This window comes from Streptomyces sp. NPDC127098, assembly GCF_042722465.1.
Classification (GTDB): domain Bacteria; phylum Actinomycetota; class Actinomycetes; order Streptomycetales; family Streptomycetaceae; genus Streptomyces; species Streptomyces millisiae.
The window spans coordinates 16,283-33,133 of sequence record NZ_JBHXFJ010000015.1; the positions used below are offsets into that span (position 1 = coordinate 16,283).

Genomic DNA, 16,851 nt, shown 5'->3' on the forward strand with positions numbered 1-16,851 from the left:
CAGCCGCTCACTCGTGCGGGTGGGCGGCCGGAACCGGGCTGTTCACCCAGTGGTTGGCGAACTTCGCCTCGATCTCGTCCATGGAGGCGGTGAACTCCGCCAACAGGTCGGCGCAGCACTCAGAGACCCCGTCGAACACCTCGGCGCCCTGTTCGTCGATCCGGTAGAGCATCTCCATCATCACGCCCCATCAACGATGGCGCGGAGGGCCGGAAGTGCGCCGACGGGGTGAGCTAACGTTTCAATCGGCGCCGCGTCACCCGGGCGGCGTGCCCCGCCCCGCCGGGTCCTCGCCCAGCGCCAGCTTCCGGAGCTCGGGGCCGTACTCCGGATGGGCGAGCGCCGCGGCGAACTGGGCGCGCAGATAGCCGAGCGCGTTGCCCGTGTCCCACCAGGTCCCGTCCACCACCTGCCCGAACACCGGGTGCTCGCCCGCGTGCCGGTGGATCGCGTCGGACAGCGCGATCTCGCCGTCCGGCCGCGTCCGGTGCCGGGCCGCCATCCGCTCCAGCTCCGCCACGATCCCCGGAGTGACGACATAGCCGCCGATCGCCGCGTACGCCGACGGGGCGTCCTGCGGCTTGGGCTTCTCCACCAGGCCGTCGATCCTGATCAGCCCGCCGCCCAGCTCCTCGCGCACGACGGGCACGCCGTAGCGGTGCGACTCCTCGGGCTCCATCGGCATCAGGCTCAGGACGGGCGCGCGGGTGCGCTCGTAGGCGTCGAGGAGCTGCTGGGCGCGTGGCACCTCGGAGGTGAAGACGTCGTCCGGCCACAGCACCATGAAGGGCTCGTTCCCCACCACCCGCGCCGCGTTCAGCACCGGGGTGCCGTTGCCGTAGGGGCCGTCCTGGTAGAGGTAGGTGATCCGCGCCATGCCGGTGACCTCGAGCAGCGCGTCGGCCAACGCCGCCTTGCCGTCGGCGCGCAGCCGCAGGTCGAGGTCCTCGTCCGGGGCGAAGTGCTGCTGCACCAGCGTCTTGCGCGCGGAGACGACGATGGTGACGTCGTCGATCCCGGAGGCGACCAGCTCCTCGATGGTGTGCTGCAGCACGGGCTTGTCGAGGATCGGCAGCATCTCCTTGGGCAGTGCCTTGGTCAGCGGCAGCAGCCGAGTGCCGAGCCCCGCCACCGGGATGACGGCCTTTCGGATCATGAGTGATGACTTCCTTCCGGAACGGAGTGCGGGTGCTGACGGTACGAGGTCGGCCCCGGTTCTCCAAGCGGCGGCGGCCGATGGCGTGAAAGCACCCGCGCCTTCCGGAAGCGGGCCGCCGCCGCCCGGTGCTCGGCGGCGGCCCACCGGGTCAGGCCGTGTGCAGACGGAGCCCGTACGCCCCGAGGATCTCGTTGACCGGCTGGTACCAGGTCTCGCCGCCGGTCGAGCAGTTGCCGTAGCCGCCGGACGTCACACCCTGGGCCTGGTCACCGCTGATGTACGAGCCGCCCGAGTCGCCCGGTTCCGCGCAGACGCTCGTCCTCGTCAGCCCGTACACGACCTCGCCCGACGAGTAGTTGACGGTCTCGTTCTTGCCGCGGAGCGTGCCGCAGTGCCAGCCCGTGGTCGACCCGGAGCGGCAGATCGAGGCGCCGATCGGCGCCTCGTTGGAGCCGCGCACCAGGGCGTCCGACACCGTGCCCCAGCCCAGCACCACCGGCACCGTCCACCAGCCGTTCCCCACGCTGACCCAGGCGTAGTCGTTGCCGGGCCAGGAGGAGCCCTGGATGTAGCCGATCAGCGAGCCGTCCCAGCCGTAGACCGCCTGGCCGGGGCGGCCGCAGTGCCCGGCGGTGACGAAGCCGCCCTGCACCGAGAAGCCGATGGAACAGCGGACGTTGCCCGTGTAGAACGGGTCGCCGCCGACCGTGCCGGCCGCGAACGGCACGGGCGCCTCGGCCGGGGCTTCCTCCACCGTCACCGCGCCCTGCCGGCGGGCGTCGGCGAGGAACGCGGCGACCTCGGCATCCTCCTCCTCGCCCGCGACGACGCTCACCACCACCGTGTTGGACCGCGGGTCCACCCGCCAGCCGCTCACGCCCGCGGGCGCCCCCGACCGCTCCGCGAGCTCGTCGACGGACTCCAACACGCGGGTGAGCTCCCGCTCGCTGTGCCGCACGAGCTCGGCCCGCGCCCCGGTCGCCCGCACCGCGTCGGCCCGGTCCCCGTCCGCGACGGCGACGACCAGCTCACCGGCCTCGGCGTCGTACCAGGCCCCGGCGAACGCCGCGCCGGCGGCCCGCTCGGCGTCCTCCTGGATCTCGATCGCGACGGCCTCGTCGCGCAGCCGCTCCCGCGCCTCTGCCTCGGTCAGACCGAAGTCCCGGCGCATCGCCTCCACGATCGCCTCGCTCGCGCCCTCGTCCGCCGTGGCCCGGTCGGCGGCGGCCGCGCCCGTGCCGCTCAGGGCACCGATCAGCAGTAACGCGGACAGCCCGAGTCGCAGTCCTGACGTGCGTCTCATGTGGGGGTTCTCCTTGGTGTCGTTCGACGGGGAACAGGGAGACTGAGAGCGCTCTCATCGAAACTCGCGGACCAGACTAGACCCAGCTGGTTGTCATGACTAGACCAATGGCTAGCCCTTGACGCAGACCACCTGCCTGAGCTGGGCCACCACTTCGACCAGATCCCGCTGCCGCTCGATGACCTGCTCGATCGGCTTGTAGGCGGCCGGGATCTCGTCCACCACCCCGCTGTCCTTGCGGCACTCCACGCCGCCCGTCTGCTCGGCGAGGTCGCGCGCCGTGAACCGCCGCCTGGCCGCCGCCCGGCTCATCCGCCGGCCCGCGCCGTGCGAGGCGGACTGGAAGGACGCGGTGTTGCCCAGGCCCCGGACGATGTACGAGCCGGTGCCCATCGAGCCGGGGATGATCCCCAGCTCCCCGGCGCCGGCCCGGATGGCACCCTTGCGGGTGACGAGCAGGTCGACGCCCTCGTACCGCTCCTCGGCCACGTAGTTGTGGTGACACGAGACGACCTCGTCGAAGCGCGGCTTCGCCTTCCGGAACTCCTTCCGCACCACGTCCTGGAGCAGCGCCATCATCAACGCCCTGTTGTGCGCCGCGTACTCCTGCGCCCAGAACAGGTCGTGCCGGTAGGCCGCCATCTGCGGCGTGTCCGCGATGAAGACCGCCAGGTCCCGGTCGACCAGGCCCTGGTTGTGCGGCAGCCGCTGCGCCTCCCCGATGTGGAACTCGGCGAGCTCCTTGCCGATGTTCCGCGAACCGGAGTGCAGCATCAGCCAGACGGCGCCCTCGGTGTCCAGGCAGACCTCGATGAAGTGGTTCCCGCCGCCCAGCGTGCCGAGCTGCTTCCCGGCACGCTCCCGGCGGAAGGCGACGGCCTCCGCGACGCGCTCGAAGCGGGACCAGAGGTCGTCCAGGCCGGCCGTGCCCATCCCGTGCAGCCGGCCGGGGGACACCGCCTCGTCGTGCATGGCGCGCCCGACCGGGATCGTCTCCTCGATCCGCGACCGCAGCCGCGACAGGTCGCCCGGCAGGTCGTTCGCGGTGAGCGAGGTGCGCACCGCCGACATCCCGCAGCCGATGTCCACACCCACCGCCGCCGGGCACACGGCGCCCCGCATGGCGATGACCGAGCCGACGGTGGCGCCCTTCCCGTAGTGCACGTCGGGCATCACGGCCAGCCCGTGGATCCACGGCAGCGTGGCGACGTTCTGCAACTGCCGCATGGCGACGTCCTCGACGCCGGCCGGATCCGCCCACATGCGGATCGGCACCTTCGCACCCGGCAGCTCCGTGAATCCCATGGCCTTGCCTCCCCCGTATCGGTGACTCTCCGTCACCTATTGTGGGCTACGGGGCGGGGGTGGGGGCAACGGGTTTTCTCAGGGGTAGATCCGCCATACCGCGTTGTCGGCGTACGCGTTGAGCCCGTCGAGCAGCAGGTCGACGTACTCGGTCCCCGGGGGTATCACGAAGCCGAGCTCGCCGGTCGCGGTCTCGCCGGGGGAGACGCTCACCTGAAGTGGGGGCATGAGTTCCCCGAAGCTGTCGATGATGTCGGCGACCTCCGCCCCGCTGTCCGTGGTTCCGCGCAGCCTGAGGTCGAGGTCGAGGGGAGCCTGGCCGGTGTTCTCCACGGTGACCGTCACCCGCACGGTCTCGTCGTTCTCGCCGATGCCGGCGGCGTACTCGCTGGGCGTGTAGGGCGCGAAGTTCCCCACCGAGACGTTCAGGCCGTTGTCGAAGTGCGCGACCTGCCCGGCGCGGAAGCCGTACTCCCCCCTGTCGGTGCTTGTCGTCCGGTCCTCGCCGCTCGACAGTTCGATCGCCTCGGGGTCGAGGGCTTCCGTCTCCGTCTCCGACACCTCCAGGGAGTCCCCGGAGGGGGCGTCGCCGTCGTCCGAGCCCCCGTTCGCGAGGACCCCCACCACGCCGCCCACCGCCAGGACGCCGACGAGCGCGGCGGCCACCAGCCCGCCCCGGCGGCGGCCGGGCGCGGTCGGCGCCATCGGCGCGGTCGGACCGAAGCCGCCGGCCGGCGGGGTCGGCGCCGCCGTGTACGCGGCGGCGGTCGGCGCGGCGTACGGCGCGGGCGGCTGGGTCGTCGGAGCGCCGAACGCCGGTGCGGTCGGCACCGGTTGGGACGGCTTGGCGAGCGGGATCGCCGGCGCGGCGGGCGCGCGCGCCGGTTCCTCCGAGTCGAGCAGGCCCACCGCCTGCCGGCCGAGGCCGGCGAGCAGCCCGGCCGGCAGCCACGGGTCCTTGGTCCGGTCGTCCCACCGCACGGCGTCGTCCGTGGCCGCGATGACCTGTTCCACCGTGGGCCGGTCCTTCGGCAGTGGCGCCAGGCAGCCGGTGACCAGTTCCCGCAGCCCGTCGCCCACCCCGGAGAGGTCCTTCTCGTCCTGCAGGATGCGGAGCATCAGCACGTGCACGGCGCTCTCGGGGCCGCCGAACGGGGACCGCCCGGTCGCCGCGAAGGCCAGCACTGAGCCGAGGCAGAACACGTCGGAGGCCGGCGTCAGTCGGTCGCCCCTGCACTGCTCGGGCGACATGAAGCCGGGGGAGCCCACGACGGCGCCGGTCCTGGTGAGCGCGGACGAGGTGACCTCGGCGGCGCGGGCGATGCCGAAGTCGATGACGCGCGGGCCGTCGATGGTGATCAGCACGTTGGACGGCTTGACGTCCCGGTGGATCAGTCCGGCCGCGTGGATGTCGCGCAGGGCCCGGGCGAGGCCGTTGGCCAGGGCGAGGACGGAACGTTCCGGCAGCGGTCCGTGCTGCCCGCCCGTGACCACCTCGGTCAGCGAGGGCCCGGCCACGTAGCCGGTGGCCACCCATGGGGTGTCCGCCGCCATGTCGGCGTCGAGCACCGGCGCCGTCCACGGCCCGCCGATGCGCCGCGCGGCCTCCACCTCGTTCCTGAACCGCTCCCTGAACTGCGGCTCGTGCGCCAGCTCCGGCAGCACGAGCTTGATGGCGACGGTCCGCCCCCGGCTCGACCGGGCGAGGTAGACCTTGCCCATGCCCCCGGCGCCCAGCCTGCCGACCAGTCGGTACTCCCCGATGACCTGTGGATCCGTCGGGCCAAGTGGCTGCATGGCCGGTTCCCCCCTGTGCGTGGCGCGATGCCGCTGCGAACTGGGCGTCAGCCTAGAGCGGCCGCCGACGCGTGGGGCGGCCCGGTGGACCCGGACAGGCAAGTGTTACAGGGCTGTTGAGCGTTCACGGCCAGCGTTCCTCGCCGCCCTCGGAGCGCGCCGCGCGACGAAGGTGCTCGGCGAGCTCCACGGTGGCGGGCGACGGCGGTCCTGCCTTGGCGCCCCAGGCCAGCAGCAGGCTGCGGCGGGCCCAGGGGTCGCGCAGGTCGCACACGTCGAGTGGATGGCCGGAGTCGATGGCGCGGCGCGGCACGACGGCGAGCCCCACCCCGGCCGCCACGAGGGCGATGAGGACGCTGAGGTTGGCCACGCTGGTGCGGTAGCGCACCGCCGGGGCGTGGGGCCCGACGCTCGTCTCGATCCAGCGGCGCAGCGCCGAGTCCTCGTGCAGCCCGACGAGTGGGTGCTCGGCGACCTCGCTGTAGGCCAACGCGGTCCGCCCGGCCAGGACCCCGCCGGCCTGGCCGACGACCACGAGGGAGTCGTCGCCGAGCGACTCCACGCGCAGGCCGCTGTCGCGGGCCTCGTTGTCGATGACGACCCCCAGGTCCGCCTCGCCGTCCGCGAGCATCCGCATGGTTCGCGGGGTGCGGCTCTCGGAGACCGTGACGTCGACGTCCGGGTGCGCGCGGAGGAAGGACACCAGGGCGTGGGGGAGGAGCCGGTGCGTCGCGGAGCCGCCGGCCAGCAGGGTCAGCGAGCTCGTCCGGGCGGTGGTGTAGCTGGCGACGGCGCCCTCGAGCCTGGCGGTCTGCGTCAGGACGTCGCGGGCGTGGCGGGCGAGGGCCATGCCCGCCGGGGTGGGTCGCACGCCACGCCGGCCGCGGACCAGCAGCGTGACGCCCGCCTGCTGCTCCAGCGAACGCACCCGGGCGCTGGCCGACGGCAGGCTCAGGTGCCTCCGGCGGGCGCCGGCCGTGATCGAGCCCTCGGCCACGATGTCCACGAAGAGCCGGAGGTCGTCCAGGTCGTAGCGCATGGCCTCAGCCTAAGGCTGTGCCTGAGGCAGACTTCGTCGATAACGCATTGTGCTCCCTCGGGCGGCGGGCGATGCTCGGTCGGTGTCCGACATGCTGATCGTCCTGTTGGCCGGCGTCGTCGCCGGGGCGCTGAACTCCGTGGGCGGCGGGGGCACGTTCGTCGCGCTGCCGGCGCTGGTGGCGGTCGGACTCTCCCCGGTGACGGCCAACGCCGCGTCGACCATCGCCCTGGTGCCGGGCGCGGTGGCCAGCGTCTGGGTCTACCGGCGCCAACTGGTCCCGGTGGGGGAGACCTCGACGGTGGCGCTGACGACGGCCAGCGTGGTCGGGGGCGGCATCGGTGCCGGCCTGCTGCTGGCGCTGCCCGCGGACTCGTTCGCCGCGGCGGTGCCCTGGCTGCTCGCCTTCGCCACCCTCCTCCTGGCCTTCGGCCGCCGGCTCTCCCGGGCACTCACCGCCGCCCTCGGGCGCTCCGCGGCCCTCGGGCCGCGGGCCGTCCTGGTCGGCCAGTTCCTGCTGGCCGTCTACGGCGGATACTTCGGCGGAGCCGTAGGCATCATGATGCTCGCCCTGTGGAGCGTCGGCCTTGGGCTCGATCCGGCCGTCACCAACCCGATGCGGGTCGCCCAGGTGGGGACGGTCTACCTCACCGCGACGGTGCTCTTTCTCGCGGCCTCCGACGCCCTGCGCACCCCCGGGCTGCTGGGCGCCATGCTGGCCGGCGCGGTGGTCGGCGGCTTCGGCGGTGCCCATGTGGCGCGCCGCCTTTCCGCCGGCTCGCTGCGCGGCGTCATCCTCGGCACCGCCGTGACCATGACGGCCCTCTACTTTCTGCGGGGCTGACCGAGGTGGCCGAGACGAGCGGGACCCGGCCCTTGCCGGACGCGGCGCGAGCCCGACTCGTGCTGGCGTACGAGGCGTGCGAACTGGCCGAGCTCGCCCGCGCCGCCGTGCCGGTCGGCGCGGGCGAGCTGCGCCCCGACGGCACCGCCCGGGCGCCGGGGGCGACGCTGGCCCACGCCGCCCGGGTGGTCGCCGCCGCGCGCCGCTTCCTGGCGGCCGCCGCCGTCTTCGAGCGCCTGAGCGGCGGTGACTGGGCACTCGTCGGCGACGCCCTCGGCCTCTCGGCGCGCGACGCCCGCGCGGCCTTCGCGCGGGCCGAGACCCGTTTCCTGGCCGAACTGCGCTCCGCCGACGGGCACGAGCCGCCGCAGGCCGGCGGGGAGCTGAGCTGGTGGCGGGCGTACCTGGTCCGGGAACCGCTGGAGGCGGCGCACGACCTCGACGACTGGGTGCTGCGCCACCGGGACGGCGACGTCGACCACGGCCCCGCGCCGGTGTCCGGTGCGTTGCTCCGCGCGAAAGGGCTTGACGGCCTCTCCGACCGTACCTAATTTGTCAGCGCGTTTGACAAAAGCTCGAACCACGGAGCGCACGACCTCACCTGTTCACGGGAGAGCATGTGATGACAGCTCGGTTCCGCCATGCCCACACCCGCCCCCGGCGCCGCCCCGCGCTGGCCGTCCTCACGATCCTCGCCACGCTCATCGGCGCACTCCTCGGAGCCGGCGCCGCCACGGCACACCCAGGACACGGCGACGAGTCGTTCAGCGCCCTGGTGTTCAGCAAGACCTCCGGTTTCCGACACGACTCCATCGAGGCCGGCATCGCGGCCATCGAGGAACTCGGCGCCGAGAACGGCTTCGAGGTCACCGCCACCGAGGACGCCTCCGTCTTCAACGACCAGGACCTCGCCCAGTACGAGGTCGTCGTCTGGCTGTCCACCACCGGCGACGTCCTCGACGCCGACCAGCAGGCCGCGTTCGAGCGCTACATCCGCGCCGGCGGCGGCTACGCCGGCGTCCACGCCGCCTCCGACACCGAGTACGACTGGTCCTGGTACGGCGGCCTGGTCGGCGCCTACTTCGCCGGCCACCCCGCCCAACAGGACGCCACCGTCAAGGTCGAGGACCCCGCGCACCCGGCCACCGCCGAACTGCCGGTCCGCTGGGACCGCTACGACGAGTGGTACAACTATCGGGCCAACCCACGCGGCGACGTGCACGTCCTCGCCTCCCTCGACGAGACCACCTACACCGGCGGCTCGATGGGGGCGGAGCACCCGATCTCCTGGTGCCAGAACTACGACGGCGGCCGCGCCTGGTACACCGGCATGGGCCACACCACGGACTCCTACTCCGACCCCCGCTTCCTGTCCCACCTGCTCGGCGGCATCCGCTCCGCCGCCGGCGTGGTGGCCGCCGACTGTACGGCGTCACTGACCGGGAGCTTCGAGAAGGTGACCCTGGACGACAACACCAGCAACCCGATGGAACTGGCCGTCGCCGACGACGGCCGGGTCTTCTACATCGACCGCAACGGCGCCGTCCGCGTGGTGCGCGCCGACGGAACCGTCGTCACCGCCGCCACCCTCCCGGTCTACACCGGCCAGGAGTTCGGACTGCTGGGCCTCGCCCTCGACCCCGGGTTCGAGCGGAACGGCTGGATCTACCTCTACTACTCGCCCGCCGGCGACGATCCCGTCGACCGCGTCTCGCGCTTCACCGTGAGGCGCGACGACACCCTGGACCCGGCGAGCGAGAAGGTGCTGCTCGAGGTCGACGTCCAGCGTGAACAGTGCTGCCATGCCGGCGGCGCGCTCGAGTTCGACGGCCGCGGCAACCTCTACATCGCCACCGGCGACAACACCAACCCGTTCGCCTCGGACGGCTTCGCCCCGCTCGACGAGCGGGAGGGCCGCGCCGCCTGGGACGCCCAGGCCACCTCGGCCAACAGCGCCGTGCTGAACGGCAAGGTGCTGCGCATCACCCCGCGCCCCAACGGCAGCTACACGATCCCGAGGGGCAACCTCTTCAGGGCGGGCACCCCGAACACCCGCCCCGAGATCTACGCCATGGGCTTCCGCAACCCCTTCCGCATCGGCGTGGACCCGACCACCGACCACCTCTTCGTCGCCGACTACGGCCCCGACGCCGGCAGCGCGAACCCGGACCGGGGGCCCGACGGCCGGGTCGAGTGGAACATCGTCGACCGCCCCGGGTTCTACGGCTGGCCCTACTGCGTCGGCGACAACACCCCCTACGTCGACTACGACTTCGCCACCGGCACCTCGGGCGAGGCGTTCGACTGCGCCGCGCCCGTCAACGACTCGCCGAACAACACCGGACGCGCCCGGCTGCCCGCCGCCGTCCCGGCCGAGCTGTGGATGGGCGCGTCCAGCACCGGCGTTCCCGAGATCGGCTCCAGCGGCGCCCCCATGACGAGCGGCGCCTACCGGTACGACCCCGACCTGGACTCCGAGCGCGCCTGGCCGGCCTACTACGACGGCAAGGTCGTCTTCGCGGACTGGAACGACGGCCGGCTCTTCTCCGTCCAGCCCGACGAGGACCGCACCGGCGTCGCCGACGTCTCCCGCATGCTCGGCGACATGTCGTTCACCCGCCCGCACGCCATGCAGTTCGGCCCCGACGGCGCGCTCTACCTCATCGAGTGGGGGAGCGGATTCGGCGGCAACAACACCGACTCCGGCGTCTACCGGATCGACTACGTACAGGGCAACCGCGCGCCCCTCGCCCGCTTCGACGCCAGCCGCACCTCGGGACCGCTGCCGCTCGAAGTCACCTTCGACGCCACGGAGTCTTACGACCCCGACGGTCAACCGGTCACCCTCGCCTGGGACTTCGACGGCGACGGCACCCAGGACAGCACCGCCACGACGGCCACCCACACCTACACCGAGCCCGGCCGGTACACCGCCCGACTGACCGTCACCGACCCCGACGGGCGCAGCTCCGTGTCCAACCTCGACATCACGGCCGGCAACTCCGCCCCCGTCATCGAGATCACCGCCCCGCCCGACGGGGGCTTCTTCGAGTTCGGCGACACCATCCGCTACCAGGTCACCGGCGGCGACCCCGAGGACGGTGAGCTCGACTGCGACCAGGTCGTCGTCCAACCGGCCCTCGGGCATGACGAACACTCCCACGGCTACGAGCAGTACCGCGGCTGCGCCGGCACCTTCCCGCTCCCCGGCGACGAGGGTCACACCGGCGCGAACATCTTCGGCACCGTGACCGTCACCTACACCGACCAGGGCTCCGGCGAGGCGCCGCCACTGACCACCCAGGAGGTCCTCGTCCTCCAGCCCAAGCACCGCGAGGCCGAGCACTTCGACGAGACGGGCCGCCTCGAGTCGGCGACCGGCGGCGGCACCCCCGGGGTCCAGCCGGAGACCACCGGCGACTCGGCCGGAGGCGGCCGGAACATCGGGCACATGGAGGACGGCGACTGGTGGGCCTGGGACCGCACCAACCTCACCGGCATCGAGGAGATCGGCCTGCGCGCCGCCTCCCCGGAAGCCGGCGCCACCGTCGAGGTCCGCACCGGCGACCCCGACACCGGGCCCACCGTGGCGACCATCCAGGTCCCGCCCACCGGTGACTGGCAGGTCTACCAGGACGTGACGGCCACGATCGACCCCGCCGCCGAACCGGTCGGCGGACCGCTCTACTTCGTCAAGACCACCGGCCAACTCAACGTCAACTGGGTCGAGTTCATCGGCCCCGGCATCAGCGAGAGCTGACTCGACGACGAACCGGGCCGGAACGCCCCGGGCACCCCGGGGCGTTCCGGCGGTTCAGCGACGATCGCGCTGCGCCTCCGCGATCCGCCGGACGACGTCCCCGCCGCGCGGCCGGCGCCCACCGCGCTCGGCCAGGCTCGGGAACTGACCGGCCAGCGCGCACAGCAGCCGCAGCCGCAGCGGCGCCACGTTGACCTCGCCGCGGTCCGCCTCGACCGCGCCGACGACGGCCGCCGCCACCTGCTCCGGCGTGACCGTGGGCACGCTCACCGGCGTCGGCTCGCCGGCCGCCGCGAACATCCCCGCGTCCCGCACATAGCCCGGCTGCACGAGCGAGACGCCCACCCCCGAGCCCCGCAGGTCGAGACGCAGACCGTGCGCGAAGCCCCGCAGACCGAACTTGGACGCCGTGTACATCGAGGACAGCGGTGTCGCCGCCTTACCCGACATCGAACCGACGAACACGAGATGGCCACGCCCCGCCGCCACCATGCGCGGCGCCAGCAGCCTGGCCAGCATCACGGGCGCGCGCAGGTTCACGTCCAGCGCCCGGTCGATCTGCTCGGGCGTGTACTCCAGTAGGTCCCCGGTGCCCGGCAGCGCCGCGTTCGCCACCAGCACGTCCACGTCCCCGCACTCCCGCGCCAGCCGCCGCACCTGCTCGGGATCGGCCAGGTCCGCGGCCACGACCCGGGCGCCGAGCTCGGCGGCCAACGGCTCCAGCGCGTCCGCCCGGCGGCCCGAGACCACCACCGCGGCCCCCCCGGCCGCGAGCCGGCGCGCCAACGCGCCGCCGATCCCGCCCGCCGCCCCGGTCACCAACACGGTCGCTCCAGCGATACGCATCACGGCGCCTCCCACCGGGCGACGATAGCGGGCGCCCACCCGTGCCGACAGAGCGCGTTTCGCGCCATCGAGGCCGAGTCCCGACACCCTCGTCTACCATCCGACCGTGCCTCTCATCCGCCTCGTGCGCCGGACACCGCTGCCGGCCGCCGAGGCGTGGCGGCGACTCACCGACTGGCCACGCCACGGCACCCACACCCCGCTGACCCGTGTCACCGTCACCCCGCCAGGACCGACCGGGACCGGCACCCTGGTCGTGGCGCGCACCGGCGTCGGCCGGCTCGCCTTCGACGACCCGATGGAGGTCACCGCCTGGCAGCCCCCGACCGCCGCCGGGCGGGGCTTCTGCCGCCTCGCCAAACGTGGCACGTTCGTGCTCGGTTGGGCCGAGATCGAGGTCCACGCCGAGGGCGGCGGATCCCACGTCGGCTGGCGCGAGGAGATGCGCGTCAACCGGCTGCCGCGCGCGCTCGACGCACCCACCGGCTGGGCCGGCCGCCTCCTCTTCGCGCACCTCCTCGACGCCCTCCTCCGCCACCCGGCCCCGCCCCGTCGACCGAGGACGCCCCCGACATGACCGCCGTCGTCACCGGGCTCTGGCACTACCCCGTCAAGGGCTGCGCCGGGACACGGGTCACCGAGGCGCCCCTCACCCCCGCCGGCCTGCGCCACGACCGCGGCTTCGTGGTCGTCGACGGCGACGGCGTGACCCGCACCCAGCGCCGGCATCCGCGCCTGGCCGCCGTCCGCCCCGAGATCACCCCGGACGGCGCCCGCCTCACGCTCCGCGCGCCGGGACACGAACCGGTGAGCGTCGCCGTCACCACCCACGGCCCGACGGGCCCGGTCGACCTGTTCGGCACCGCCTTCCGCGGCGTCGACCAGGGGGAGACGGCCGCCGACTGGCTCTCCGAGGTGCTCGGCGCACACAGCCGGCTGGCCCGCGTACCGCCCGACCACCACCGGGTGACCGACGGCCTGACGCCGGGCACCTCCGGCTACGCCGACAGCTGCCCGATCCACCTGCTCTCCACCGCCACCCTCGACCTGCTGGACCGGCGGTTGGCCGACCGGGGCGAACCCCCGCTGCCCGTCGACCGCTTCCGACCGAACATCGTCGTCGACGGCTGGCCCGAACCGCACACCGAGGACCGCGTCCGCCACCTCACCGTCGGCGAGACCGAACTCGGCTACGCCAAGCTCGCCATCCGGTGCGCCGTGACCATGGTCGACCAGGAGACCGGCAGGCGGGCGGGCCCGGAACCGCTGCGCACGCTCGCCGGTTACCGCCGCGCGGCGGAGGGCGGTGTGGCCTTCGGCGCCAAGTTCGCCGTGCTGCGCGCCGGTCGGGTCCGGCTCGGCGACACCGTCACCGCCGGCACCCGGGGCGAGCGGGCCGCGCCGTAGCCTCCGTCGACGAGTCGACCAGGGGGTACGCCTTCTCCGCCGAGTGGGCGCCGGGCGGCCTGTGCGGCGGCGGGAGTGGACGTCGGGCGGCTATGACGGACCTCATGAGATCCACGTCGCGCGTCACCGGCACCACGCGATCGCCCGACGTGCCGCCGCCCGGGGGCGGCGCCGCCCCCGTCGGCAGGCGTGTCCGGCTGCTGCCGGCCGCCCTGCTGGCCGCCGGGGTGATCCTCAATCTGTCGACGTCTCCACACCTGACGTTCCTCGGCCTGTTCATCGCCGCGCCCCTGATCGCCGCGGCGATCGACACACCCCGGGTCACGCTGGTGACGACCCTGGTGTCGCTCACCATCAGCACCCTCCTGCTCACCACCATCACCCCACCGCCGCAACTCAGCCTCGGTGAGCGGATCACCCTGGTCGGCACCGCCGTGGCGGGCGCCGTACTCGCGCTCCTCGTCAACGTGGTGGTGGTCCGCGGCCGGCAGCGTGTGGCATCCGCGTTCGGCATCGCGGAGACCGTGCAGCGGGCCGTCGGCCCGACCCCACCCACCCGGGTCGGGCCGCTGCGCGCCGCCGCCCACTACCGCGCCGCCCAGCACGAGGCACTCATCGGAGGCGACCTGTACGCGGCCGCCGACACGCCGTTCGGCGCCCGGCTGATCGTCGGCGACGTCTCCGGCAAGGGCCTGGGCGCGGCCGCGGCGGTCGCCGTGGTGCTGGGCGCCTTCCGCGAGTGGGCCCACCAGGAACCCGACCTGCTCTCGCTGAGCGCCCGCGTGGAGCAGGCCCTGCTCCGGGAGAACAAGAGCCTCCGACTCCTCGATCCCGATGAGGGATTCGTCACCGCCGTCCTCACGGAGATCCGCCCGCGGACCCGCTACCGGATGACGACGGTCTGCCACGGCCACCCCCCACCACTGCTGCTCCCGCCCGGGAGCGCGCCCCGGTACCTGCCGGTTCCGGAGAACGCCCCGCCCCTCGGGCTGGGAACGGGATCACGGAGACCCGACAAGCACCTGTGCACGTCCGACTTCCCCCCGGGGGCCTTCCTGCTGCTCTACACCGACGGCGTCACCGAGGCCAGGGACGGGCACGGCACGTTCTACGACCCGTCGACCAGCCTGCGCGACCGTGTCTTCGACGACCCCGACGCACTCGTGGACGCCGTCATCGACGACGTCCTGGCACACACCGGAGGCAACCTGCACGACGACACCGCCGTCCTGGCCGTTCAGCACCCGGGGGACGCTCCGGATCCCGGCGACATGCCCGAGGGCGGGAAGCCCGCGGAGTAGCGGCGGCGCGGGCTCACCCGACGGACGGACGGGGCCCGTCGCCGGTACCGGCGACGGGCCCCGTCGGGCTCGGGCGGTCGCTACAGCGACCGGATGCGGATGTCGCGGAAGGAGATCACGTCCGAGGTGCCGTGGGTCTGCAACCCGATGTACCCCGTGTCGTGCTGCCGCCCGTCGGTGCCCGGGTCGTCGGCGCGCGGCGGGGAGAACAACTGCCCCGGCGCGTTCTCGAACTCGTTGATCAGCAGCCCGTTGCGGTAGATCCAGTAGTGCTGGTCGATCACCCGGATCTCGTAGTCGTTCCAGACCCCACCGGGCACGGTCATGGCCTCGCCCCGGTTGACCACGTCGAAGCCGTAGACGGAGCCGGTCTTGTACTGGTCGCCGTAGCGGCCGTCGTAGATCTGCACCTCGTGGCCGTACTTGATGGCCACCCACTCGGGGCGGGACTCCTCGGGGTGGTTGTGCACCCGGGGGAAGCGGACGAAGACCCCGCTGTTGGCGGAGGCGTCGCCCGGGGCGTCGTCGCGGAACTTGAGCCGCAGCGAGAAGTCGCCGTACTGCGCCTCGGGGAACCACAGCATGCCCATCCCGGGGACGGTGGTGCTGCTGGTGATGGAGCCGTCGTCGTTGAGCTCGAAGGCGCCGCCGCCGACGTGCGCCCAGCGGTCCAGGGACTGCTCGGTGCCCGTGAGGATCCGCTCGTAGCCGTCCCGGTTGCCCGGCTCGCCGACGTCCGAGCGTTCGGCGGCCGCCATGATCCGGGTCTGGCCGTCCTCGTCGATCATCCCGGCGATGTAGAGCCGGTCGGTCACCGTGCGGACGTGGGTGAGGAAGGAGCCCTTGGATGACCAGCCGCGTTCGTCCTCGATGACCTCGTTGATGGTGCAGCCGTCGGGGGCGGTGCGGTTGGGGACGCCCGTCTCCTCGTCGCCGACCATCACCAGCGGCCGGTCGTCGGACTCGGGGCAGTCCGTCGGGGGTTCGCCGGGCTCCTCCGGGTCGTCCGGGGGGACGACGGAGAAGGCGACGGATTCCGTGGCCGACGAGTTGCCGGCGTTGTCGGTGGCCCGGTAGCCCACCGTGTGGTCGCCCACGCTGTGCACCATGACGGGCGCCGTGTACGGCGTGAAGGCGCCGCCGTTGAGGGAGTACTCGATGCCGGCCACGCCTGAGGCGTCGTCCGTCGCGGTGAGGGAGACCGTGGCCATGGTGACGTAGTCGCCGTCGGCGTTGCGCTCGCCGTCGACGGTGGCCGTCACCTCGGGCGGGGTGGTGTCGTCACCCGACGGCTCGACGACCCGGACGGTCACCGTCCGGTCGGCCGAGACGTTGCCCGCCTTGTCGGTCGCCCGGTAGGTCACGGTGTGTTCGCCGACCGTGTTGAGCACGATCGGCGCCTCGTACGGGGTGAAGTCGTCGCCGTCGACGGCGTAGTCGATCCGGTCGACGCCCGAGCCGCCGTCCGTGGCGGCGAGGGTGACGGTGGCGCTGCCGACGTAGTCGCCGTCGGCGTTCTGTTCGCCGTCGACGTCGGCCGTGGCCTCCGGCGGGGTGGTGTCCTCGCCGCTGCCGCCCTCGGTGACGACGAGTTCACCCTGCATCTGGCCGTGGCCCGGGATGGCGCAGAAGAAGCGGTAGGTGCCGGGGGAGAGGTTGACCGTGACCTCGTACCGGCCCCCGTTGGCGTCGTTGGGGTTGGCCATGATGTTCACGGCGACGTCGTTGTTGTACTCCGGGTTGGAGGTGTCGAACGTCAGCGTGTGGGGCATGCCGGTGGTGTTGCCGGTGGCCGCGCTGTTCTCGAAGACGAGCGTCGCCTCACCGGCGACCGCCGTGGTGGGCGCGGACAGGTAGCGGGTGATGTCGTTGTCCGCCGTCCAGGTCAGCACCTGCTGGGCGGCCGGGTCCCGGCCTTCGGCCGGCCGTTGGTCGGCCCGGGCGCCGGGGAGCGTGCCCAGGGCGAGCGCCGCCAGGCACAGGGCCAGCAGCACCGCAAGACGGCGGCGTGCGGTGGCCGCCCGTGCGGCGGCGACGGCGCGTGTACTGCCGTGCGTCATTGCTCGTTCCTCCCTTCTGTCTCGGAGGGC

The 16,851-nt window shown here is 73.2% G+C and carries 14 protein-coding genes; 6 read left to right on the forward strand and 8 right to left on the reverse strand.

The window, feature by feature from the left end; all coding sequences use genetic code 11:
• Window positions 1-7: 7 nt before the first annotated feature.
• The 6 genes from ACFWI8_RS12390 to ACFWI8_RS12415 form a co-directional block, all read right to left on the reverse strand.
• Window positions 8-181: a hypothetical protein gene (locus tag ACFWI8_RS12390; RefSeq protein ID WP_387089241.1), complete on the reverse strand. Its 174-nt coding sequence runs from the start codon at window positions 179-181 to the stop codon at window positions 8-10.
• Between the two features lie 75 nt (window positions 182-256).
• Window positions 257-1,156: a UTP--glucose-1-phosphate uridylyltransferase gene (locus ACFWI8_RS12395; RefSeq protein WP_387089244.1), complete on the reverse strand. Its 900-nt coding sequence runs from the start codon at window positions 1,154-1,156 to the stop codon at window positions 257-259.
• A gap of 151 nt (window positions 1,157-1,307) precedes the next feature.
• Window positions 1,308-2,462, reverse strand: a complete 1,155-nt coding sequence (locus tag ACFWI8_RS12400; RefSeq protein WP_387089247.1) for a S1 family peptidase — start codon at window positions 2,460-2,462, stop codon at window positions 1,308-1,310.
• Between the two features lie 111 nt (window positions 2,463-2,573).
• Window positions 2,574-3,767, reverse strand: coding sequence for an RtcB family protein (locus ACFWI8_RS12405; protein WP_387089250.1), 1,194 nt, complete (start codon window positions 3,765-3,767; stop codon window positions 2,574-2,576).
• Between the two features lie 78 nt (window positions 3,768-3,845).
• Window positions 3,846-5,564 (reverse strand): serine/threonine-protein kinase, encoded by a 1,719-nt coding sequence (locus ACFWI8_RS12410; RefSeq protein ID WP_387089253.1) that lies wholly within the window; start codon window positions 5,562-5,564, stop codon window positions 3,846-3,848.
• 124 nt (window positions 5,565-5,688) lie between these two features.
• A complete protein-coding gene (locus tag ACFWI8_RS12415; protein ID WP_387089256.1) occupies window positions 5,689-6,603 on the reverse strand; it encodes a LysR family transcriptional regulator in 915 nt (304 codons plus the stop codon).
• Between the two features lie 91 nt (window positions 6,604-6,694).
• Here ACFWI8_RS12415 and ACFWI8_RS12420 point away from each other — a divergent pair, with 91 nt between their 5' ends.
• The 3 genes from ACFWI8_RS12420 to ACFWI8_RS12430 all read left to right on the forward strand — a co-directional run bounded on the left by ACFWI8_RS12420 (window position 6,695) and on the right by ACFWI8_RS12430 (window position 11,207).
• Window positions 6,695-7,447, forward strand: a complete 753-nt coding sequence (locus ACFWI8_RS12420) for a sulfite exporter TauE/SafE family protein (protein WP_387089521.1) — start codon at window positions 6,695-6,697, stop codon at window positions 7,445-7,447.
• A 5-nt stretch (window positions 7,448-7,452) separates the two neighbouring features.
• Entirely contained in the window at window positions 7,453-7,998 is a 546-nt protein-coding gene (locus ACFWI8_RS12425; protein WP_387089259.1) for a hypothetical protein, read from the forward strand.
• Between the two features lie 71 nt (window positions 7,999-8,069).
• Entirely contained in the window at window positions 8,070-11,207 is a 3,138-nt protein-coding gene (locus tag ACFWI8_RS12430; RefSeq protein ID WP_387089262.1) for a ThuA domain-containing protein, read from the forward strand.
• Between the two features lie 54 nt (window positions 11,208-11,261).
• On the opposite strand, the gene ACFWI8_RS12435 is transcribed toward ACFWI8_RS12430, so the two are convergent.
• On the reverse strand, window positions 11,262-12,053 hold the full coding sequence (locus tag ACFWI8_RS12435; RefSeq protein ID WP_387089265.1) for an SDR family NAD(P)-dependent oxidoreductase: 792 nt from the start codon (window positions 12,051-12,053) through the stop codon (window positions 11,262-11,264).
• A gap of 106 nt (window positions 12,054-12,159) precedes the next feature.
• Here ACFWI8_RS12435 and ACFWI8_RS12440 point away from each other — a divergent pair, with 106 nt between their 5' ends.
• The 3 genes from ACFWI8_RS12440 (at window position 12,160) to ACFWI8_RS12450 (ending at window position 14,761) form a co-directional block, all read left to right on the forward strand.
• The gene (locus ACFWI8_RS12440) at window positions 12,160-12,630 is read left to right on the forward strand and encodes an SRPBCC family protein (RefSeq protein WP_387089268.1); all 471 of its coding nucleotides are present in this window, start codon (window positions 12,160-12,162) and stop codon (window positions 12,628-12,630) included.
• On the forward strand, window positions 12,627-13,460 hold the full coding sequence (locus ACFWI8_RS12445) for an MOSC domain-containing protein (protein WP_387089271.1): 834 nt from the start codon (window positions 12,627-12,629) through the stop codon (window positions 13,458-13,460). The genes ACFWI8_RS12440 and ACFWI8_RS12445 overlap by 4 nt, the downstream gene beginning before the upstream one ends.
• Window positions 13,461-13,564: 104 nt before the next feature.
• Window positions 13,565-14,761, forward strand: coding sequence for a PP2C family protein-serine/threonine phosphatase (locus ACFWI8_RS12450; protein WP_387089274.1), 1,197 nt, complete (start codon window positions 13,565-13,567; stop codon window positions 14,759-14,761).
• A gap of 80 nt (window positions 14,762-14,841) precedes the next feature.
• Here the strand turns inward: ACFWI8_RS12450 and ACFWI8_RS12455 are convergent, their stop codons facing one another.
• The gene (locus tag ACFWI8_RS12455) at window positions 14,842-16,821 is read right to left on the reverse strand and encodes an OmpL47-type beta-barrel domain-containing protein (protein WP_387089277.1); all 1,980 of its coding nucleotides are present in this window, start codon (window positions 16,819-16,821) and stop codon (window positions 14,842-14,844) included.
• Window positions 16,822-16,851: the final 30 nt, after the last annotated feature.